16 protein-coding genes and 1 pseudogene are annotated in these 19,475 nt (G+C 64.8%); 5 read left to right on the top strand and 12 right to left on the bottom strand.

The window, feature by feature from the left end; translation table 11 throughout:
* Window positions 1–27: 27 nt before the first annotated feature.
* Window positions 28–402: pseudogene (locus ACK56M_RS16825) on the bottom strand (DUF998 domain-containing protein); the annotation flags it as partial.
* Between the two features lie 114 nt (window positions 403–516).
* Between ACK56M_RS16825 and ACK56M_RS16820 the strand changes: the two are divergent.
* Window positions 517–1,266 (top strand): FadR/GntR family transcriptional regulator, encoded by a 750-nt coding sequence (locus ACK56M_RS16820; protein WP_085720651.1) that lies wholly within the window; start codon window positions 517–519, stop codon window positions 1,264–1,266.
* A 167-nt stretch (window positions 1,267–1,433) separates the two neighbouring features.
* Here the strand turns inward: ACK56M_RS16820 and ACK56M_RS16815 are convergent, their stop codons facing one another.
* The 11 genes from ACK56M_RS16815 to ACK56M_RS16765 form a co-directional block, all read right to left on the bottom strand.
* The gene (locus ACK56M_RS16815) at window positions 1,434–3,014 is read right to left on the bottom strand and encodes an aldehyde dehydrogenase (NADP(+)) (protein WP_054573562.1); all 1,581 of its coding nucleotides are present in this window, start codon (window positions 3,012–3,014) and stop codon (window positions 1,434–1,436) included.
* 165 nt (window positions 3,015–3,179) lie between these two features.
* Window positions 3,180–4,733 carry a galactarate dehydratase gene (gene garD / locus ACK56M_RS16810; RefSeq protein ID WP_054573561.1) on the bottom strand — a complete coding sequence of 518 codons (1,554 nt, stop codon included), beginning with the start codon at window positions 4,731–4,733 and terminating at the stop codon, window positions 3,180–3,182.
* A 77-nt stretch (window positions 4,734–4,810) separates the two neighbouring features.
* The gene (locus ACK56M_RS16805; protein ID WP_191472564.1) at window positions 4,811–6,172 is read right to left on the bottom strand and encodes an MFS transporter; all 1,362 of its coding nucleotides are present in this window, start codon (window positions 6,170–6,172) and stop codon (window positions 4,811–4,813) included.
* A 104-nt stretch (window positions 6,173–6,276) separates the two neighbouring features.
* Window positions 6,277–7,188 carry a 5-dehydro-4-deoxyglucarate dehydratase gene (gene kdgD, locus ACK56M_RS16800; protein ID WP_191472565.1) on the bottom strand — a complete coding sequence of 304 codons (912 nt, stop codon included), beginning with the start codon at window positions 7,186–7,188 and terminating at the stop codon, window positions 6,277–6,279.
* 428 nt (window positions 7,189–7,616) lie between these two features.
* Window positions 7,617–8,426 carry a gamma-glutamyl-gamma-aminobutyrate hydrolase family protein gene (locus tag ACK56M_RS16795; protein ID WP_015270696.1) on the bottom strand — a complete coding sequence of 270 codons (810 nt, stop codon included), beginning with the start codon at window positions 8,424–8,426 and terminating at the stop codon, window positions 7,617–7,619.
* Window positions 8,427–8,916: 490 nt separating this feature from the next.
* A complete protein-coding gene (locus tag ACK56M_RS16790) occupies window positions 8,917–9,699 on the bottom strand; it encodes an amino acid ABC transporter ATP-binding protein (RefSeq protein WP_013972988.1) in 783 nt (260 codons plus the stop codon).
* Window positions 9,700–9,721: 22 nt separating this feature from the next.
* Window positions 9,722–10,966, bottom strand: coding sequence for an NAD(P)/FAD-dependent oxidoreductase (locus ACK56M_RS16785; RefSeq protein WP_102083637.1), 1,245 nt, complete (start codon window positions 10,964–10,966; stop codon window positions 9,722–9,724).
* Between the two features lie 16 nt (window positions 10,967–10,982).
* Window positions 10,983–11,693, bottom strand: a complete 711-nt coding sequence (locus ACK56M_RS16780; RefSeq protein WP_004376258.1) for an ABC transporter permease — start codon at window positions 11,691–11,693, stop codon at window positions 10,983–10,985.
* Window positions 11,690–12,409 (bottom strand): ABC transporter permease, encoded by a 720-nt coding sequence (locus ACK56M_RS16775; RefSeq protein ID WP_054573558.1) that lies wholly within the window; start codon window positions 12,407–12,409, stop codon window positions 11,690–11,692. Before ACK56M_RS16775 ends, ACK56M_RS16780 begins: the two co-directional genes overlap by 4 nt.
* A 171-nt stretch (window positions 12,410–12,580) precedes the next feature.
* Window positions 12,581–13,333 carry a transporter substrate-binding domain-containing protein gene (locus tag ACK56M_RS16770; RefSeq protein WP_013972985.1) on the bottom strand — a complete coding sequence of 251 codons (753 nt, stop codon included), beginning with the start codon at window positions 13,331–13,333 and terminating at the stop codon, window positions 12,581–12,583.
* A 22-nt stretch (window positions 13,334–13,355) separates the two neighbouring features.
* Window positions 13,356–14,228, bottom strand: a complete 873-nt coding sequence (locus tag ACK56M_RS16765; protein WP_015270693.1) for a MurR/RpiR family transcriptional regulator — start codon at window positions 14,226–14,228, stop codon at window positions 13,356–13,358.
* A 143-nt stretch (window positions 14,229–14,371) separates the two neighbouring features.
* Here ACK56M_RS16765 and ACK56M_RS16760 point away from each other — a divergent pair, with 143 nt between their 5' ends.
* From ACK56M_RS16760 to tpx, 4 genes are all read left to right on the top strand, one after another.
* A complete protein-coding gene (locus ACK56M_RS16760; protein WP_100413475.1) occupies window positions 14,372–15,397 on the top strand; it encodes an Ldh family oxidoreductase in 1,026 nt (341 codons plus the stop codon).
* 225 nt (window positions 15,398–15,622) lie between these two features.
* Window positions 15,623–16,819, top strand: coding sequence for an aromatic amino acid transaminase (locus ACK56M_RS16755; RefSeq protein WP_015270691.1), 1,197 nt, complete (start codon window positions 15,623–15,625; stop codon window positions 16,817–16,819).
* Window positions 16,820–17,164: 345 nt separating this feature from the next.
* Window positions 17,165–18,445, top strand: a complete 1,281-nt coding sequence (locus tag ACK56M_RS16750; protein WP_137137557.1) for a serine/threonine transporter — start codon at window positions 17,165–17,167, stop codon at window positions 18,443–18,445.
* A 164-nt stretch (window positions 18,446–18,609) separates the two neighbouring features.
* Window positions 18,610–19,110, top strand: a complete 501-nt coding sequence (tpx, locus tag ACK56M_RS16745; RefSeq protein ID WP_015270689.1) for a thiol peroxidase — start codon at window positions 18,610–18,612, stop codon at window positions 19,108–19,110.
* Window positions 19,111–19,475 lie beyond the last annotated feature (365 nt).

Below are 19,475 nucleotides of genomic sequence, written 5' to 3'. Positions count from 1 at the left end.
CAGCTACCGGGGGCCAGCAAATTGCCGTCAGGTTGTTGCCATCCGCAACGGGCTGGCGCGGTGTTTGCGCAGGCTGGTCCAGGCCAGGCTGGCGACCCAGATCACCGATACGCCGTAGTTCAGGCGCTGGTACAGGCCGAACCATTGGCCGCTTTGCGCTGCCTTGCCCATGAGTACGACGGTCACGATCGCCAGCACCACGCAGGCCAGGGAAAACAGCCCCAGTGCCCTGGAGCCGGCAATGCGATTGCCCAACCAGGCCCACAGTGCGCTTGCAAGGGTCAGCGAAAGGAACATCAGCAAGCCGGACAGGTTGTGTAGCTGCTGTGAAGGGGAAGGCTGCGCCGGAGCGCAACCTTGGTCGCAGGGAAACCAGCCGGTACCCAGGCTGCCCAGACCATTCGTTCAGGGCTGCGTGTCGCCTACGGATGCCGGGAAATACCGCACTGCGTGTATGTGATCGTACAACTGCTTGCGCTATGATGAGCGCTGTCTTTCAAGGTGAAATACAGGGCAATGACAGAGCAGCAGGTACAGGCAAAGACCCGGCGCAAGCCGCGCAGTCTGGCTCAGGAACTGGTCACGGTGCTGACCGAGCGCATTCGCAGCGGCCAGCTCAAGCGCGGCGACAAGCTGCCGACCGAATCGCAGATCATGGCCGAAGAGGGTGTCAGCCGCACGGTGGTGCGTGAAGCGATCTCGCGGCTGCAGGCTGCCGGGCAGGTCGAGACCCGCCACGGCATCGGTACCTTCGTGCTGGACGCGCCAGCAACGGGTGGTTTCCGTATCGACCCGGCGACCGTGGTCACCCTTCGCGAAGTGTTGGCGGTGCTGGAATTGCGCATTGCCCTGGAGATCGAATCGGCGGGCCTGGCGGCGCAGCGGCGCAGCGACGAAGAGCTGGCCGGCATGCGTGCGGCGCTGGACGAACTCAACGAAGGGGCTGCCCACGCCACGGATGCGGTGTCGGCGGATTTCCAGTTCCACCTGCGCATTGCCCAGGCCAGCGGCAACCACTACTTCGCCGACATCATCAACCACCTGGGCACCAGCATCATCCCGCGTACCCGGTTGAATTCGGCGCGGTTGGCCCATGATGACCAGGCGCACTACATGAGCCGGCTGATGCATGAGCACGAGGCGATCTACGAAGCCATCGCCCGGCGTGATAGCGAAGGGGCGAAGATGGCCATGCGCATGCACCTGAGCAACAGCCGCGAGCGCTTGCGCCAGGCGCATGAAGAGGCCGAGGCGCAGGGGGGCTGAGGCTTCTCTGTTGCCTGACCTGGCCTCATCGCGGGTAAACCCACAAGGTTATCCATTACCTGTAAGTACGGCGCGGTCCCTGTAGGAGCGGGTTTACCCGCGAAGAGGCCGGTACAGCCAAAAGAAAAGCCCCGCCATGCGCGGGGCTTTCTGGTTTCAAGGGGCGATCAGATCGCGCCCTCACTCCACTGGCCATTTACCAGCCGGCGCAGCCCCAGCGGGTTGCCGTCGCGCAGTGCCTCAGGCAACAGTGCCTGCGGGTAGTTCTGGTAGCACACCGGGCGCAGGAAGCGGTCGATGGCCAGGGTGCCGACCGACGTGCCGCGCGCATCCGACGTGGCCGGGTAAGGCCCGCCGTGCACCATCGCATCACACACCTCGACACCGGTCGGGTAGCCGTTGACCAGGATCCGCCCGACCTTCTCTTCCAGCACGGGTACCAGCCAGGCGAAGGCCTGCAGGTCTTCCGGCTCGCCAATCAGGGTCGCGGTCAGCTGGCCGCGCAGGCCGAGCAGGGCGGCGCGCAACTGGTCGTTGTCCTGCACTTCCACGGCAACAGTGGTCGGGCCGAACACTTCTTCCTGCAACAGCGGGTCAGACTCCATCAGCAGGCGGGCATCGGCCTTGAACAGCTGGGCGCGCGCCTGGCTGCCTGCCTGCGCCTGGCCGGCCAGGTGCTCGATACCGGCATGGGCGTGTAGGTGCTCCAGGCCACCGACGTAGCTGCGCAGGCCACCTGCGTTGAGCATGGTCTGGCCGGCCTGCTGGCTCAGGTGCTGGCCAAGCTCGGCCAGCAGTTGGCTGTACTGCGGCGACTGCAGGCCGATCACCAGGCCCGGGTTGGTGCAGAACTGGCCTGCGCCCAGGCACACCGAACCGGCCAGTTCTCGGGCGATGGCTTCGCCACGCTTGGCCAGGGCGCCCGGCAGGATGATGACCGGGTTGATACTGGACATCTCGGCGAACACCGGGATCGGCTGCGGGCGCTCGGCGGCCATGCGGCACAGGGCGTCACCGCCTTTCAGCGAGCCGGTGAAGCCGACGGACTGGATGGCCGGGTGTTTGACCAGCCACTCACCGACGCCGCCACCGAACACCATGTTGAACACGCCCTTGGGCATGCCGGTGCGCTCGGCGGCGCGCTGGATGGCACAGCCGACCAGGTCGGCGGTGGCCATGTGGCCGCTGTGGGCCTTGAACACCACCGGGCAACCGGCGGCCAGGGCCGCAGCGGTATCGCCACCGGCGGTGGAGAAGGCCAACGGGAAGTTGCTGGCGCCGAACACGGCGACCGGGCCGACGCCGATGCGCATCTGGCGCAGGTCCACGCGTGGCAGGGGCTGACGCTCGGGCAGGGCCAGGTCGATGCGTGCACCGAGGAAGTCACCACGGCGCAGCACCTGGGCGAACAGGCGCATCTGGCCGCTGGTGCGGCCGCGCTCGCCCTGGATACGGGCGGGGGGCAGGGCGGTTTCACGGCAGACGATGGCGACGAAGGCGTCGTCCAGTTCGTCCAGCTCGGCGGCGATGGCGTCGAGGAATTCGGCGCGCCGCGCCGGGGCCAGCTGGCGGAATTCGGCGAAAGCGGCGGCCGCGGCCTTGGCGGCCTGGTCCACTTCGCTTTCGGTGGCCTGGGCGAAGCTGTAGGGCAGGGCCTCGCCGGTGCTGGCGTCCAGGCTCTGCAGGCGCTGCGGGCCAGCGGCGCTGCGCTGGCCGGCGATGAAGTTGTGGCCGAGGATTTCAGGCATGGGGTGCTCCTGTAGGTTGAGAGAAAATCTGGCAGGTTGTCGCATGACCTGTGGGAGCGGGCGAGCCCGCGAACACCGGCGCAGCCGGTGCCATACACCGGGTTGCCTGCTTCGCGGGCTCGCCCGCTCCCACAGGGATCGCGACACTGTCGAGAAGCCGGGTCATCAGGTAATCGGTGCCGGGTTGAACAGGGTGATGTCGTTGTGCAGGCGATGCTGTTCGGCCCAGGTCTGCTTGCGGCCGCTGGCCACGTCCAGGTAGTAGTGGAACAGCTCCCAGCCCAGCTCCTCGATGGTCGAGCGGCCGCTGGCGATGCGCCCGGCGTCGATGTCGATCAGGTCGGGCCAGCGCTGGGCCAGCTCGCTGCGGGTGCATACCTTGACCACTGGCGCCATGGCCAGGCCGTATGGCGTGCCGCGGCCGGTGGTGAACACATGCAGGTTCATGCCGGCAGCCAGTTGCAGGGTGCCGCAGACAAAGTCGCTGGCCGGGGTGGCGCAGAAGATCAGGCCTTTGCGGTTGACCCGCTCGCCCGGGCCGAGCACGCCCTGGATGGCGCCGCTACCGGACTTGACGATCGACCCCAGGGACTTCTCGACGATATTCGACAGGCCGCCTTTCTTGTTGCCCGGCGTGGTGTTGGCGCTGCGGTCGGCGGCGCCTTGCTGCAGGTAGCGGTCGTACCAGTCCATTTCGCGCACCAGGGCTTCTGCGACCTCCTGGTTTTCCGCCCGCGAGGTGAGCATGTAGATGGCGTCGCGCACTTCGGTCACCTCCGAGAACAGCACGGTGGCGCCGGCGCGTACCAGCAGGTCGGCGGCGTAGCCCAGCGCCGGGTTGGCGGTGATGCCCGAGAAGGCATCGCTGCCCCCGCACTGCATACCCAGGATCAGTTCGCTGGCCGGCACGCTTACGCGGCGGCGCTGGTCGAGTTTCTTCAGGCGGGTCTCGGCCAGTTCCATGATCTGCTCGATCATTTCCACAAAGCCCAGGCTGGCGTCCTGCAGGCGGTACAGCCACGGGGCGCTGAGGTCCACCGACGGGTCGTTGTCGTGCATCACCTGGCCGGCCTGCAGCTTTTCGCAGCCCAGGCTGATGACCAGGGCCTCGCCGCCCAGGTTGGGGTTGCGCGCCAGGTTGCGCACCGTGCGGATCGGGATGTAGGCATCGCGCGCGTTGATCGCCACACCGCAGCCGTAGCTGTGGGTGATCGCCACCACGTCATCGACATTGGGATACTTGGGCAGCAACTCGCTGCGAACGCGCTTTACCGCATGCTCCAGCACGCCGGCCACGCACTGCACGGTGGTGGTGATGCCGAGGATGTTGCGGGTGCCGACGGTGCCGTCGGCGTTGCGGTAGCCTTCGAAGGTGAAGCCTTCGAGCGGCGGCAGCGGCTGCGGGACGGCGTCGCAGCGTGGCAGGCTGTCCAGCTCCGGCGCGGCCGGCATGGCCAGCTGGCTTTCCTGCACCCAGCTGCCTTGGCGCAGGTCTTCCAGCGCGTAGCCGATGATCTGCCCGTAGCGGCGCACCGGTTCGCCCTTGGCGATGGCTACGGTGGCCACCTTGTGGCTCTGTGGCACGCCTTCGACCAGGGTCAGGCCGTCGGCGAAGCGGGCGCCTTCGCCCAGGCCGCCATCATTGACCACCACCACGACATTGTCATCGTCGTGCAGGCGGACGTAGCGGGGCGAGTCGGAATGTTCGATCAACTGCATGTTCGGGCCCTACTTGTCAGGTTCTCAGGCTTTTGTACATCCGCCCGCGGCGGGGTGGCCGACGCGGGCGTGTTCACTCAGTGGCGCGAGCCGGCCAGTTCGCTGCCGGCCGCTGGCTCGGCGTCAGGCTTTGGGCTTTCACGCAGCTCGATGCGCTTGATCGGGCCGACGATCACCAGGTAGCTGAACACCGCCACCAGGGCGTTGGCGCCGACGTACACCAGGGCCCACTTGAACGAACCCGTGGCGCTGATGATGTAGCCGATCACGATTGGCGTGGTGATCGAGGCGATGTTGCCGAAGGTGTTGAACAGCCCGCCCGACAGCCCGGCGATCTGTTTCGGCGAGGTGTCGGCGACCACCGCCCAGCCCAGCGCGCCGATGCCTTTGCCGAAGAACGCCAGGGTCATGAAGCCGACCACCATCCACTCGGCGTCGACGTAGTTGCAGAACACCATGGTGGTCGACAGCAGCAGGCCGCAGACGATCGGCAGCTTGCGCGAGAAGGTCAGCGAGTTGCCGCGGCGCAACAGCCAGTCGGAGATCACCCCGCCCAGCACACCACCGATGAAGCCGCAGACCGCCGGCAGCGAGGCGATGAAGCCGGCCTTGAGGATGGTCATGCCGCGCTCCTGCACCAGGTACACCGGGAACCAGGTGAGGAAGAAGTAGGTGATGGCGTTGATGCAGTACTGGCCCAGGTACACGCCCAGCAGCATGCGGCTGGTCAGCAGTTGCTTGATGTAGCCCCATTTCGGGCCGTCGTTGCCGCGCTTCTGGTCCATGTCCACCAGGCCGCCGTTCTGCTCGATGTGCTCGAGTTCACCTGGGCTGATGCGTGGGTGTTGGCGCGGGTTGTAGATGGTCTTCAGCCACACCATGGAGAACACGATGCCCAGTGCGCCCATCACCACGAACACGTGCTCCCAGCCGAAGCTGAACACGATCCAGCCCATGATCGGTGCGAACAGTGCAGTGGCGAAGTACTGCGCCGAGTTGAAGATGGCCGAGGCGGTGCCGCGTTCCTGGGTCGGGAACCAGGCCGCGACGATGCGCGCATTGCCGGGGAACGACGGGGCTTCGGCAAAACCGACCAAAAAGCGCAGGGTGAACAGCGTCACCACCGCCCAGGCCACCGGCAGGCCACCGACAAAACCCTGCAGCAGGGTGAACAGCGACCAGGTGAAGATGCTGAAGGCGTAGACGTTCTTGGAACCGAAGCGGTCGAGCAGCCAGCCACCAGGAATCTGGCCAGCCACGTATGCCCATCCGAAGGCGGAGAAGATGTAGCCGAGGGTCACGGCATCGATGCCGAGGTCTTTCTGCAGGCTGGAGCCCGCGATGGCAATGGTGGCGCGGTCAGCGTAGTTGATCGTGGTCACCAGGAACAGCATGAACAGGATCAGGTAGCGCACATGCGTCTTGTTCGTCGCTTGCATGCTGGTAGTACTCCCACTAGTTATTTTTGTGCGGGCTCACGAATTGTAACCGGAGCGGGGCTGGCCCACTCCGGGCGCGGCATCTGGCAGGCCGCGGGCGGCGCTTACTGCGGGCCCATCTTGTCCATCAGCGCGGCGAGTTTTTCGTACTCGTCGGCGGTGAGGTCGGTAAGCGGAGTACGCACCGGGCCGGCATCGTAACCGGCGATCCTGGCGCCGGCCTTGACGATGCTCACGGCGTAGCCGGCCTTGCGGTTGCGGATGTCCAGGTACGGCAGGAAGAAGTCGTCGATCAGCTTGGCCACGGTGGCGTGGTCGTCACGGGCGATGGCGTTGTAGAAGTCCATGGCGGTCTTCGGCACGAAGTTGAACACGGCGGAGGAGTACACCGGCACGCCCAGGGCCTTGTAGGCAGCAGCATACACCTCGGCGGTCGGCAGGCCGCCCAGGTAGCTGAAGCGGTCGCCCAGGCGGCGACGGATCGACACCATCAGCTCGATGTCACCCAGGCCGTCCTTGTAGCCGACCAGGTTCGGGCAGCGCTCGGCGAGTTTTTCCAGCAGGTCGGCGTTCAGGCGGCAGACGTTGCGGTTGTAGACGACTACGCCGATGTTTACCGATTTGCATACGGCTTCGACGTGGGCGGCGACGCCTTCCTGGCTGGCTTCGGTCAGGTAGTGCGGCAGCAGCAGCAGGCCCTTGGCACCCAGGCGCTCGGCTTCTTGCGCGTATTCGATGGCCTGGCGGGTGGAGCCACCGACGCCGGCAAGGATAGGGACCGACTTGGCGCAGGTGTCGACGGCGGTCTTGATCACCTGGCTGTATTCGCTGGCAGCCAGGGAGAAGAACTCACCGGTGCCACCGGCGGCGAACAGAGCGCTGGCGCCGTACGGGGCCAGCCATTCCAGGCGCTTGACGTAGCCAGCCGGGTTGAAGTCGCCCTGGGCGTTGAAGTCGGTGACCGGGAAAGACAGCAGGCCGTGGGAGAGGATGGATTTGAGTTCTTGTGGAGTCATTGTTGTTGGCATCCTGTGGCGCTTGGGTGAAGGGTGATGTTTTGCGTTGGAGGTAAGTTATCGTACAACCTGTACGATGACTAGTCCCTTGGGGAGATTTTTTTGTGGAGGGGCGGAAGGCGTGTTATTGCCTGTGCCGGCCTCTTCGCGGGTAAATCCGCTCCTACAGGGACCGCGTCGCGCTTGTAGGAGCGGGGTTGCCCGCGAAGAGGCCAGAACAGGCGACAACAAGAGATGCATGAGACATAGATGGCAGACTAATCGCGATCAGTCATCGTATCTCTTGAGGGGCAGGAAAAAAGATCGCGGAGACAGGCACAAGCCCGCCGCCCGTTTCCACGGGAAGTGTTCTGGGACCAGCAGAGGGTGACCGGGGAAAACGGGGGCGGCCTTGCGCCGCCCCGCGATCAAAGCAGAGGAAACTGGGGTCAGGCAGCGTGCTGGCGCTTGATCTGCGCCTTGCGTACCTGGGCCCGGCAAGCGTCGCCGAAAGCCTGGAAAATCTTGATCGAATCCGGGTTCTTCGCCGCTTGCCACTCCGGGTGCCACTGCACGGCGAACAGGAATGGCGAGATGCTCGGGGCATGGATCGCCTCGACCAAGCCGTCTTCGGCGTGGGCGATGGCCTCGATGCCGGCACCGAGCTTGTGCAGGCCTTGGCCATGCAGCGAGTTGACGCGAATCTCGTCGGTACCCAGGGTGTCACGCAGCCAGCTGTCCGGCTTGATCTTCACGCCGTGCACCTGGGCGTATTGCACCTCGACCGGGTCTTCCGGGTTTTCCCGGTGGTCGTTGAAGCCAGGCTCGGCGTACACCTTCTGGTAGATGTCGCCACCCAGGGCCACGTTGATTTCCTGCATGCCACGGCAGATGCCGAAGATCGGCAGGCCACGCTTGATCGCGGCCTTGACCAGCGGGATGTCGAACAGGTCGCGGTTCTGGTCCTGGCCTTTGCCGGGGGTCTCGTTTTCCTGGCCGTACAGGGCCGGGTCGATGTTGCTGCCGGCGCCGGTCAGGTACACGCCGTCGGCCATGTCCAGATAGGTCTCGAGGTCTTCGATGCCGCAGCAGGTGGGCACCAGCACCGGGACGCAATCGGAAAACTCGACCAGCGGGGTGATGTATTTGTGGGTCATGACCTGGTAGTCATGGCCTTTGCGCTCTTGGCTGCCCATGGTCATCAGGACGACGGGTTTGCGCAGGGAGGGTTGCTTGTTGCCAATGTTGCTGTTGGACATATGTCACCTTGGGACAGGTTCGGCCTGTCGTTGTTGTGCAGGTGCACGGCGCGGGGCCATGGGTGCAACCTGTAGCCCCGAGCACTGCCGGCTCGTCGGAGGCGACGATTCCGGTCGGGGCTTGTAGATAGCTTGCCAGAGCCGTTCGATATGTCAAACGACGGAGCAGGGCTTGATGGCAGGGAATGCGCCGGTTTTTGGGGGCTGAAACCGATGCGGGCCTGTGGCGGCGTGGGTTTGGCGGGGGTTAAGGTCAATAATATTTAACGATGCAGTTGGGTCTTTGCAGCGGTGCAATGAAGGGCCGGCAGAGTCGCTCACTCCTTCGGCTGACGCGGAACCTGTAGGAGCGGCCTTGTGTCGCGAAAGGGCTGCAAAGCAGCCCCGGCAATTTGTGCACCTGCGCTGAAACCCTGGGGCTGCTGCGCAGCCCTTTCGCGACACAAGGCCGCTCCTACACAGATATCGCGCCAGCTTTCATCATTTTCAATCAGTGCAGTATCTGCGCCAGGAACCCCTTGGCCCGCTCGGTACGCGGCTGGTTGAAGAACACCTGCGGTGGGCTGTCTTCAATGATCTGCCCGCCCTCGAGGAACAGCACCCGCTCGGCTACCTGGCGGGCAAAGCCCATTTCATGGGTGACGCAAAGCATGGTCATGCCAGTGCCGGCCAGTTGCACCAGCACATCCAGCACCTCGGCGACCATCTCCGGGTCCAGCGCCGAGGTGGGCTCGTCGAACAGCATGATCCGCGGCTTCATGCACAGCGCCCGGGCAATCGCCACGCGCTGCTGCTGGCCGCCGGACAGCTGGCTGGGGTACTTGTGCGCCTGGCTTTCGATGCCGACCTTGCTCAGGTACATGCGCGCCCGCTCCTCGGCGTCCTTGCGCGACAGGCCGCGCACGCTGGTGGGGGCCAGCAGGCAGTTGTCGAGCACGCTCATGTGCGGGAACAGGTTGAAGTGCTGGAACACCATGCCGATGTCGCTGCGCACCTGCGCCGCTTCGCGGGTGGTGGCCGCCAGGTCGATGCCATCCACCTTGATGCTGCCCTGCTGGGCCACTTCCAGGCGGTTGATGCAACGGATCAGGGTCGACTTGCCCGAGCCGGACGGCCCGCACAGCACGATGCGTTCGCCTTCGCGCACCTGCAGGTCGATGTCGCGCAGCACGTGGAACGCGCCGTAGTGCTTGTTCAGGCCTTCGATGCGGATCAGCACCGGGCGCGGGTCGGGTTCGGGGGCAAGGGTGGCAAGGCTCAGTGGTGCGGTCATCTTGTTGTTCTCCCGCAGGGGTTCAGTCGAAACGGGTCGCGCTGTAGGGCGCGGGGTCGGTGAAGGGGCGTTCGCCGGTGACCAGTTCGGCCACCAGCCGGCCGCTGACCGGGCCCAGGGTGAGGCCGTGGTGGGCGTGGCCGAAGTTGAACCACAGCCCTGGGTGGCGCGGCGCCGGGCCGATCACCGGGCGCATGTCGGGCAGGCACGGGCGGCGGCCCAGCCACGGGGTGTCGTCCAGGCGCTCACCCAGGGCCGGGAACAGCTTGCGCGCCAGGGCTTCGCAACGGCCCAGCTGGATCTGGTTGCCCGGCGCGCTGCTGGCGTCGAACTCGATGCCGGTGGTCAGGCGCACGCCGCGGGCCATTGGCGCCAGCACGTAGCCGCCCTGGGTGTCGCAGATGGAATGCTCCAGTTGCGCGCCGTCACGGGTGCTGTAGTGCATGTGGTAGCCACGCTTGATCGCCAGCGGGATCTGGTAGCCAAGGCCGCTGAACAGGTCGGCTGACTGCGGGCCGAGGCAGGCCACCACCTCGTCGGCGGTGATCGGGCCGCGGCGGCTGTCGACCCGCCATTGGCCGTCGACCTGGCGCAGGCTGCGCGCATCGCCATGCAGGAACTGCCCGCCGCGCTGCGTGAACAGGGTGGCGTAGCCGCGGGTGAGGGCGCCGGGGTTGTTCACGGTCTTGGGGTCGAGCCAGTGAATGCCGCCGACCACGCTGGCGTCCAGCTGGTGCTCGCGGGCCTGCAACTGCCCGCATTCGAGGATTTCGAACTGCAGGCCATATCGGCTCAGGCCCTTGGCGTCGGCCTTGGCCTGCTCGAACAGCGCCGGGTCACGGAACACTTCGATCCAGCCTTTGGCCTGCACCAGCCCTTCCAGGCCTGCGGCAGCAATGAATGCGTCGTGCTCTTCGACGCAGCGTTGCACCAGTGGCAGCATATCGGCGGCGGCCCCGGCCAGGCGCCCGGGGGCAGACTGGCGCCAGTAGCGCCACAGCCAGGGTGCGGCCTTGGGCAGGTGCAGCAGGCTGTAGCGCACATCGGGCTGGCGGTTCAGGCCGTAGCGCAGCAGCGCGCCCAGTTGCCGCGGGAAGGCATAGGGGATCACGCTGGAGCGCTCGATCAGCCCGGCGTTGCCGTGGCTGGTGCCGCTGCCCGGTTCGTCGCGGTCGATCAGGATCACCTGGCGCCCGCGGGCCTGCAGGTGCAGCGCGGTGCTGACGCCGACGATGCCGGCGCCGAGGACAAGGGTCTGGCAATGCATGGAACGTATCCTTCGGTCAGTTCAGGTGGCGGCCCAGGCGGGCTTCCAGGTGTTTCAGCAGGCGCCGCACCAGTTCGACGATCAGCAGGTAGAGCACGGCGGCCCACAGGTAGATCTGGAAGTCGAAACTGCGCGAGAAGGCCAGTTTGGTCACGCCCATCAGGTCGTAGATGGTCACCAGCGAGGCGATCGCGCTGGCCTTGATCATCAGGATCAGTTCGTTGCCCAGCGGGCCGATGGCCACCAGCAGCGACTGCGGCAGGATCACCTTGAAAAAGGTGGTCGAGCGCTTCAGGTTCAGCGCCCGCGCCGCCTCATGCTGGCCGGGGGCGACGGCCATCAGGCTGCCGCGGAAGATCTCGGCCTGGTAGGCGGCGGTGTTCAGGGTGAACGCCAGCAGGGTGCAGAACCACGCCTCGCGGAAGAACCACCACAGGCCGACGTCCTGCCAGAAGCCTTTGAGCGAACCCAGGCCGTAATACAGAAGGAACAGCTGGGCCAGCAGCGGCGAGCCGCGGAAGAAGTACACATAGCCGGCGGCCATGCGCTGCAGCAGCAGGCTGCGCGACATGCGCGCCAGGGCCAGCAACAGGCCGAGCACCGCACCCAGGCTGAAGGAAATCGCCACCAGCTTGGCCGTTACCAGCAGGCCATCGAGGAAGCGTGGGCCGTAGCGTTCCAGCAGGTCGGGGTCGAGTACCAGCGCCAGCAGTTGTTCGAAGCTCATGCGCGTGCTCCTTGCAGGTGGCGGTTGCTGCGCCGTTCGATGAAGGCGAACACGCGCCCGGAAATGGCGGCGAACAGCAGGTAGCCCAGGCAGGCGACGCCATAGAAGAACATCGGCTCCTTGGTCACGCTGACGGCCAGGTTGGTCTGGCGCATCAGGTCGACCAGCGAGATGGTGGAGACCAGCGAGGTGTCCTTGAGCAGCGACAGCCAGTTGTTGGACAGGCCGGGCAGGGCGATGCGGGTCAATTGCGGCAGCAGCACCTTGAAGAAGCCGGTGCGCTTGCTCAGGCCCAACGCCGAGCAGGCTTCCAGCTGGCCCTTGGGCAGGGTCTTGAAGGCTGCCAGCCAGATCTCGCTGGAGAACGCGGCGAACACCAGGCTGAAGGCGATCATCGCGGCGAGGAAGGTATTGATCAGGAACTCACCCTGGTAGCCCATGGCTGCGAGAGTCTTCTGTGCGGCGATCTGGCAGCCGTAATAGATGATCAGCAGCGTCAGCAGTTCGGGCAGGCCACGGAACACGGTGGAGAAGGTGGTGGCCCAGGCTCGCGGCAAGCGCTTGCGCGAGCGTGCTGCAAGGGCGACGACCAGGCCCAGCGGCAGGCCGATGGGCAGGCAGGCCAGGGCCAGGGAAACAGTGACCAGGGCGCCGGCCAGCAACGCCTGGCCCCAGCCTCCACTGGCGAAGGACAGCAAGGATAATTGATCGAGCATGACAAACCCCTAGGATGGGCAATGCGGACTCTTTGTAGGAGCGGCCTTGTGTCGCGAAAGGGCTGCTTAGCAGCCCCAGGATCTATGCCGCAGCAGGGATTGCCGGGGCCGCCTTGCGGCCCTGTCGCGACACAAGGCCGCTCCTACAGAAATTGCGCAGTTTCCTGAAGATCAGTTGTAGATATCGAAAGCGAAGTACTTGCTGGCGATCTTCTGGTAGGTGCCGTTGGCCACGATCTGTTGCAGCGCGGTGTTCAGGCGTTGGCGCAGGGCTTCGTCGTCCTTGCGCACGGCAATGGCGGCATCGGCCTTGGTGTCGGCCACGTCACCGAGGATCTTGCAGCAGTCCCCGCCGTTCTTGGTCATCCACTCATGCAGCGGGAATTTGTCGGCAATCACCCCGTCCAGGCGGCCCGCGGCCAGGTCGGCGTTGGCTTCGTCCATGGTCGGGTACAGTTTCACGTCGGCACCGGCCTTGGCGTAGACGTCTTCGGCGTAGATGGCCTGGGTGGACGACGACTGGGCGCCAACGGTGTAGCCGTCGAAGGTGGTCTGGGCGTCGTTGATCTTGCTGTCCTTGGCCACGGCAACGGTCAGCGGGGTGCGGTAATAGTGGTCGGTGAAGGCGATTTTCTTGCGCCGTTCTTCGGTATTGATCATCGACGCGACCACTGCGTCGTACTTGCGTGCCATCAGCGCCGGGATGATGCCTTCCCAGTCCTGGGCCACCAGCGTGCACTCGACTTTCATCTGCTCGCACAGGGCGTGGGTGATGTCGACGTCGAAGCCGTGCAACTGGTTATTGGCGTCGACATAGTTGAAGGGCGGGTAGGCGCCCTCGGTGGCGAAGCGCAGGGTTTCGGCACTGGCGGCACCCGACAGCAGCAGGGCGCACGCACCCACCAAGGCCATGGTCTTTTTCATCTCGCACCTCATTGCACTCTTGCTATTGTTGTTTTCCCGTCGACCACGAGGTGTAGCCGACGAATTCGTTATGTAGAGCGGCAGTTGCTTCCAAGCGCTTTTCAACATCCGGCCCGAGCTTCTTGCAGACCTCGTTGACCATCAGGTGCACCCACGACAGCATGGTCGAGGTGGACTCCCAGAACAGGTTGAACTCGGTGGGGATGCGGAACACCTCGTCGGCGTTGGCATCGGCCCAGTCACAGAAGGTGTCGGTCACCAGGGTGACCGCTATGCCAGCCTCGCGCGCCTTCTGGCACAACAGCAGGGCATGGCGGGAATAACGGCGGGCTTCGAACACCACCAGGGCGCTGTCTTCGGCGCGGCCCAGCAATACTTCGCCAAAGTGCCCGGCACTCATATCCACCAGCTGCACGCCATCGCGCAGGTACTGCAGCAGGTGGCTCATGCACATGGCGATGCCACGCTCGGTCTGGAAGCCGGCGATGAACACCCGCTGCCTGCTTGCCAGGCGCTGGGCGACGCTGTGCCAGGCGCTGCTCTGGCGATACTCGTGCACGCGCACCAGGGCGGCGATTTCCAGCTCCAGGCTGCCGGCGTTGTCGCTGGCGTCCTGGTTCTGGCGGTAATCTTGCAGGCGGTCGCCGACCAGCCACGGGCCATCGCCCAGGTCGTTCTGCAGGTCTTGCTTCAACGCCTTGAGATGGGCATAACCCAATGAGCGGCAGAAACGGCCGACGCTGGATTCGCTGACGCCCAGCTTGGCGGCAATGCTGGCCGAGGTCTGGAACGGCAGTTCCTGCAGATTGGCGAGCATGTAGGTGGCGATCTTGCGGCCCGAAGCAGCGGCCCCTTCGAGGCTGTTTTCCAAGCGTTGCTTGATCGGTTGGCTCATGCTGCGGCTCCAGGGGTAAGGCTTGCGAAAGAAAATGGCTGTTTTCTGTCATCAAGTCAACATTTGACAGATAGCTGTCACATGCAGGAAAGTTTTTGTCGTTGCAACGCTGTAGCCATTCCAATTCCAACAAGGAGCTTCAGATGTCCGCACCTTCCACCAGCACCGTCGTGCGTGTGCCTTTTACCGAGCTGCAGGGCCTGTTGCAGAGCATTTTCCAGCGCCATGGCTGCAGCGAAAGCGTGGCCCGGGTGCTGGCCCACAACTGCGCCAGCGCCCAGCGCGATGGTGCCCATAGCCATGGGGTGTTCCGCATGCCCGGCTATGTTTCGACATTGGCCAGCGGCTGGGTCGATGGCCAGGCCACGCCGAAGGTCAGCGACGTGGCGCCCGGTTATGTTCGCGTCGATGCCGCAGGCGGCTTCGCCCAGCCGGCGCTGGCGGCGGCCCGTGAACTTCTGGTGGCGAAGGCGCGCAACGCTGGCATCGCCGTGCTGGCGATCCACAACTCGCACCACTTCGCCGCGCTGTGGCCGGATGTGGAGCCTTTCGCCGACGAAGGCCTGGTAGCCCTGAGCGTGGTCAACAGCATGACCTGCGTGGTGCCGCACGGCGCCCGCAAGCCGCTGTTCGGCACCAACCCCATCGCCTTTGCCGCACCTTGCGCCGAACATGACCCGATCGTCTTCGACATGGCCACCAGCGCCATGGCCCATGGCGACGTGCAGATTGCCGCGCGTGCTGGCCAGCAATTGCCGCAGGGCATGGGTGTGGATGCCAATGGCGAGCCGACCACCGACCCCAAGGCGATTCTGGAAGGCGGCGCCTTGCTGCCATTTGGCGGGCACAAGGGCTCGGCCTTGTCGATGATGGTCGAGTTGCTGGCGGCGGCGCTGACCGGCGGGAATTTTTCCTGGGAGTTCGACTGGTCGGGGCACCCGGGGGCGAAGACGCCGTGGACCGGGCAGTTGATCATCGTCATCGACCCGAACAAGGCCGAGGGCGAGCGGTTTGCCCAGCGCAGCCGCGAACTGGTCGAGCAGATGCAGGCGGTAGGGCTGACGCGCATGCCGGGCGAGCGGCGTTACCGCGAGCGCGAGGTGGCCGAGGAGGAGGGGGTGGCGTTGACCGAGCAGGAATTGCAAGGCCTGAAAGAGCTGCTTGGCTGACCCGGCCTCTTCGCGGGCGCGCCCGCTCCCACAGTGATAGCACCGCCCTTGAGACCTGTGCAGTACCTGTGGGGGCGGGCATGCCCGCGAAGAATCCAGCACCAATCCTCAGCCATGCAATGTTGCATAGACAACCTTGCACAATAGTTGATGTTCCTGAGCCCGCACTCCGGGTATGCTCAGGGCTGCCTTTTCGAACTGTCCTGATCCAAGGAGCTGCACGCTGTGTTCAAACATGTCGATGCCTATGCCGGCGACCCGATCCTCTCGTTGATGGAAACCTTCAAGGCCGACCCGCGCGCCGACAAGGTCAACCTGAGTATCGGCCTGTACTACGATGAGGCCGGCGTGGTGCCGCAACTGGCGGCTGTGGATGCGGTGGAGAAACGCATCGCCGGCCAGGACCACGAAGCCTCTCTGTACCTGCCGATGGAAGGCCTGGCCAGCTACCGCCAGGCGATCCAGGCGCTGCTGTTCGGTGCCGATCACCCGGCTGTTACCGGCGGGCGTGTGGCCACCGTGCAGACCGTAGGCGGTTCCGGCGCCCTCAAAGTCGGCGCCGACTTCCTCAAGCGCTACTTCCCGCAGTCCGAAGTCTGGGTCAGCAACCCGACCTGGGACAACCACCGCGCCATCTTCGAAGGCGCCGGCTTCAAGGTGCACACCTACCCGTACTTCGACCAGGCCACCCGTGGCGTGGACTTCGACGGCATGCTGGCCACCTTGCAGACCCTGCCGGCCAACAGCGTGGTGCTGCTGCACCCGTGCTGCCACAACCCCACCGGCGCCGACCTGGAACAGCACCAGTGGCAACAGGTGGTTGAAGTGGTCAAGGCACGCCAACTGATCCCGTTCCTCGACATCGCCTACCAGGGCTTCGCCGAAGGCCTGGTGGAAGACGCCTACGCCATCCGCGAAATGGCCCGCGCCGGCGTGCCGTGCCTGGTCAGCAACTCGTTCTCGAAGATCTTCTCGCTGTACGGCGAGCGTGTCGGCGGCCTGTCGGTGGTCTGCGACGATGAAGCCACTGCCCAGAGCGTGCTCGGCCAGCTGAAGGCTACCGTGCGCCGCAACTACTCCAGCCCGCCCAACTTCGGCGCCCAGCTGGTTGCTGGCGTGCTCGGCGATGCCGCCCTCAATGCCCAGTGGGCCGAGGAAGTCGAAGTGATGCGCAAACGTATCCTCGACATGCGCCAGGCGCTGGTCGATGCCCTGGCCGTGCTGCTGCCAGGCCAGGACTTCCAGTTCTTCCTGCGCCAGCGCGGCATGTTCAGCTACACCGGCTTCAGCGTCGAGCAGGTGCGCCGCCTGCGTGACGAGTTCGGCGTGTACCTGATCGACAGCGGCCGCGTATGCATGTCCGGCCTGCGTCCGGCCAACCTGCAACGGGTTGCCGAAGCCTTCGCCGCCGTCCAGAAGTAACACCGTACCAGGCCGCTTCTGTGGGGCGCGGCCTTTGTAGGAGCGGCCTTGTGTCGCGAAAGGGGGCGCAGCGCCCCCAACGTTTGCAACTTCGCCGCGAATATTGCCGGGGCCGCTTTGCGGCCCTTTCGCGACACAAGGCCGCTCCTACACCTGTCAAATCCCTCCTCCAGTCCACGGGCACAACCCGCTTGTAAAGACAAGTGCAACCGCTCCTCGGAAAAGGGCTTCGCAAGTGCAACCTTTCCGTGCACAATCGCGCTCCCTTTTTCGGTTGAGTTGGGCGAAACGTCTATTTCGCCATTCTCAGCCTGTTGCAGTCTTGCGAGTGGAGCTTCACCCGGAATGAATGAGCAGGCCCCAAGCGTTGAACAACGCTTTGCAGAATCGACCCCCGCCACCCTCGGCAGCTGGTCGCGTCACGACACCACCTGGATGCTGGGCCTGTTCGGCACAGCGATCGGCGCCGGAACCCTGTTCCTGCCGATCAACGCCGGCCTTGGCGGCTTCTGGCCGTTGCTGATCCTGGCCATGCTGGCCTTCCCTATGACCTATTTCGCTCACCGCGGGCTGACCCGTTTCGTCCTTTCCGGGCGCAATGACGGCGATATCACCGAAGTGGTCAGGGAGCACTTCGGCATTACCGCCGGCGCCTCGATCACCGTGCTGTACTTCTTCGCGATCTTCCCGATCCTGCTTATCTATAGCGTGGCGCTGACCAACACCGTGTCCAGCTTCATGGAGCACCAGCTTCACATGCAGCCGCCGCCACGGGCCATCCTGTCGTTCGTGCTGATTCTCGGCCTGCTGGCCATCGTGCGCTGCGGGGAGCAGGCCACGGTCAAGGTCATGAGCCTGCTGGTCTACCCGTTCATCGTCGCCCTGGCATTGCTGGGCCTGTACCTGGTGCCGCACTGGACCGGTGGCATTCTCGACAGCGCCACCCAGGTACCACCAGCTTCGGCCTTCCTGCACACCCTGTGGCTGGCGATTCCGGTGATGGTGTTCTCGTTCAACCACTCGCCGATCATCTCCGCCTTTGCCGTCGACCAGAAGCGCCGCTACGGCGAGCATGCCGATGAGCGTAGCGGCCAGATCCTGCGCCGTGCCCACCTGCTGATGGTGGTGATGGTGCTGTTCTTCGTGTTCAGCTGCGTGCTCACCCTGAGCAGCGCCCAGCTGGCCGAGGCCAAGGCGCAGAACCTGTCGATCCTGTCGTACCTGGCCAACCACTTCAGCAACCCGACCATCGCGTTCGCTGCACCGCTGATCGCCTTCGTGGCCATTGCCAAGTCGTTCCTCGGCCACTACATCGGCGCCAGCGAAGGCCTGAAGGGCATCATCACCAAGGCCGGTGCACGCCCGGCGGCCAAGACCCTGGACCGGGTGGTTGCCGCGCTGATGCTGGTGGTGTGCTGGATTGTCGCCACCCTCAACCCGAGCATCCTCGGCATGATCGAGTCGCTCGGTGGCCCCATCCTCGCGGTATTGCTGTTCCTGATGCCGATGTACGCCATTCGCCGCGTGCCATCCATGCGCAAGTACAGCGGTGCTGCCTCCAACGTGTTCGTGGTAGTGGTCGGCCTGGTTGCGCTGACCTCGGTGGTATACGGCCTGCTGGGCTGATACGCCATCCGCAAAAGTAATGCCCGGGGCGCTTGTAGCCACCCGGGCATTTTTTTGTCCACAAGAATTGTCCGGTAATAGAACAATTTCACTGCCCCCATAGGCACCCGGCCGCCTTCATGCTTAACTCAGTGTCCTTTTCAAACCCGCATAAGGATTTCGTCATGGCTCAAGTGACTCTCAAAGGCAACCCGGTTCAGGTCAACGGCGAGCTGCCGAAAACCGGCGCCCAGGCTCCGGCTTTCTCCCTGGTCGGTGAAGGCCTGGCTGACAAGTCGCTGAAAGACTTCGCCGGCAAGCGCAAGGTGCTGAACATCTTCCCGAGCGTCGACACCCCGACCTGCGCTACCTCCGTGCGCAAGTTCAACGCCCAGGCCAACGATGTGGCCAACACCGTGGTGCTGTGCATCTCCGCCGACCTGCCGTTCGCCCAGGCACGCTTCTGCGGCGCCGAAGGCCTGGACAACGTGAAGAACCTGTCGACCCTGCGTGGCCGCGAGTTCCTCGAAAACTACGGCGTGGCCATCGCCGATGGCCCGCTGGCCGGCCTGGCTGCCCGTGCCGTGGTGGTGCTGGACGAAAACGACAAGGTGCTGCACAGCGAGCTGGTTGGCGAAATCGCTGATGAGCCGAACTACGACGCAGCTCTGGCTGTGCTGAAGTAAGAGTTGTGTGGGGCAGGGCGGGCGTCGATCGCCTGTGCCGGCCTCTTCGCAGGTAAACCCGCTCCCACCGGTACTGCACAATGCTTCAGGACTGCGCGGTACCTATGTAGGAGCAGCCTTGTGCTGCGAAGAGGCCATTACTGCCACAGAGTCTCTTTTGCCGTGCCGGCCCCTTCGCAGCACAAGGCTGCTCCTACAGGTAGTGCACTGCACCTGTGGGAGCGGGTTTACCCGCGAAGGGGCCGACACAGGCAGCCGAAACCCTTCAGCCCGCCACCCACCGCTCCAGGCAACACCCTGTAAACGGCCCGGAACGCTTTCCGGGCCGTTTTCATTTAAAGTTCAACCCCTTGGCAACGTCAGGC

Origin of the sequence: Pseudomonas sp. s4 (genome assembly GCF_046764235.1) — a bacterium.
Classification (GTDB): domain Bacteria; phylum Pseudomonadota; class Gammaproteobacteria; order Pseudomonadales; family Pseudomonadaceae; genus Aquipseudomonas; species Aquipseudomonas asiatica.
This window is presented reverse-complemented; position numbering and strand designations above follow the sequence as displayed.

Excerpts from the sequence above, each read along its gene's own strand:
- garD (WP_054573561.1), bottom strand. The coding sequence starts at position 4,733 with ATGCAGTTGATCGAACATTCCGACTCGCCCCGCTACGTCCGCCTGCAC.
- ACK56M_RS16775 (WP_054573558.1), bottom strand. The coding sequence starts at position 12,409 with ATGCTCGATCAATTATCCTTGCTGTCCTTCGCCAGTGGAGGCTGGGGC.
- ACK56M_RS16780 (WP_004376258.1), bottom strand. The coding sequence starts at position 11,693 with ATGAGCTTCGAACAACTGCTGGCGCTGGTACTCGACCCCGACCTGCTG.
- ACK56M_RS16760 (WP_100413475.1), top strand. The coding sequence starts at position 14,372 with ATGTCCGCACCTTCCACCAGCACCGTCGTGCGTGTGCCTTTTACCGAG.
- kdgD (WP_191472565.1), bottom strand. The coding sequence starts at position 7,188 with ATGACTCCACAAGAACTCAAATCCATCCTCTCCCACGGCCTGCTGTCT.
- ACK56M_RS16790 (WP_013972988.1), bottom strand. The coding sequence starts at position 9,699 with ATGACCGCACCACTGAGCCTTGCCACCCTTGCCCCCGAACCCGACCCG.
- ACK56M_RS16750 (WP_137137557.1), top strand. The coding sequence starts at position 17,165 with ATGAATGAGCAGGCCCCAAGCGTTGAACAACGCTTTGCAGAATCGACC.
- ACK56M_RS16815 (WP_054573562.1), bottom strand. The coding sequence starts at position 3,014 with ATGCCTGAAATCCTCGGCCACAACTTCATCGCCGGCCAGCGCAGCGCC.
- ACK56M_RS16805 (WP_191472564.1), bottom strand. The coding sequence starts at position 6,172 with ATGCAAGCGACGAACAAGACGCATGTGCGCTACCTGATCCTGTTCATG.
- ACK56M_RS16820 (WP_085720651.1), top strand. The coding sequence starts at position 517 with ATGACAGAGCAGCAGGTACAGGCAAAGACCCGGCGCAAGCCGCGCAGT.
- ACK56M_RS16770 (WP_013972985.1), bottom strand. The coding sequence starts at position 13,333 with ATGAAAAAGACCATGGCCTTGGTGGGTGCGTGCGCCCTGCTGCTGTCG.
- ACK56M_RS16765 (WP_015270693.1), bottom strand. The coding sequence starts at position 14,228 with ATGAGCCAACCGATCAAGCAACGCTTGGAAAACAGCCTCGAAGGGGCC.
- tpx (WP_015270689.1), top strand. The coding sequence starts at position 18,610 with ATGGCTCAAGTGACTCTCAAAGGCAACCCGGTTCAGGTCAACGGCGAG.
- ACK56M_RS16785 (WP_102083637.1), bottom strand. The coding sequence starts at position 10,966 with ATGCATTGCCAGACCCTTGTCCTCGGCGCCGGCATCGTCGGCGTCAGC.
- ACK56M_RS16795 (WP_015270696.1), bottom strand. The coding sequence starts at position 8,426 with ATGTCCAACAGCAACATTGGCAACAAGCAACCCTCCCTGCGCAAACCC.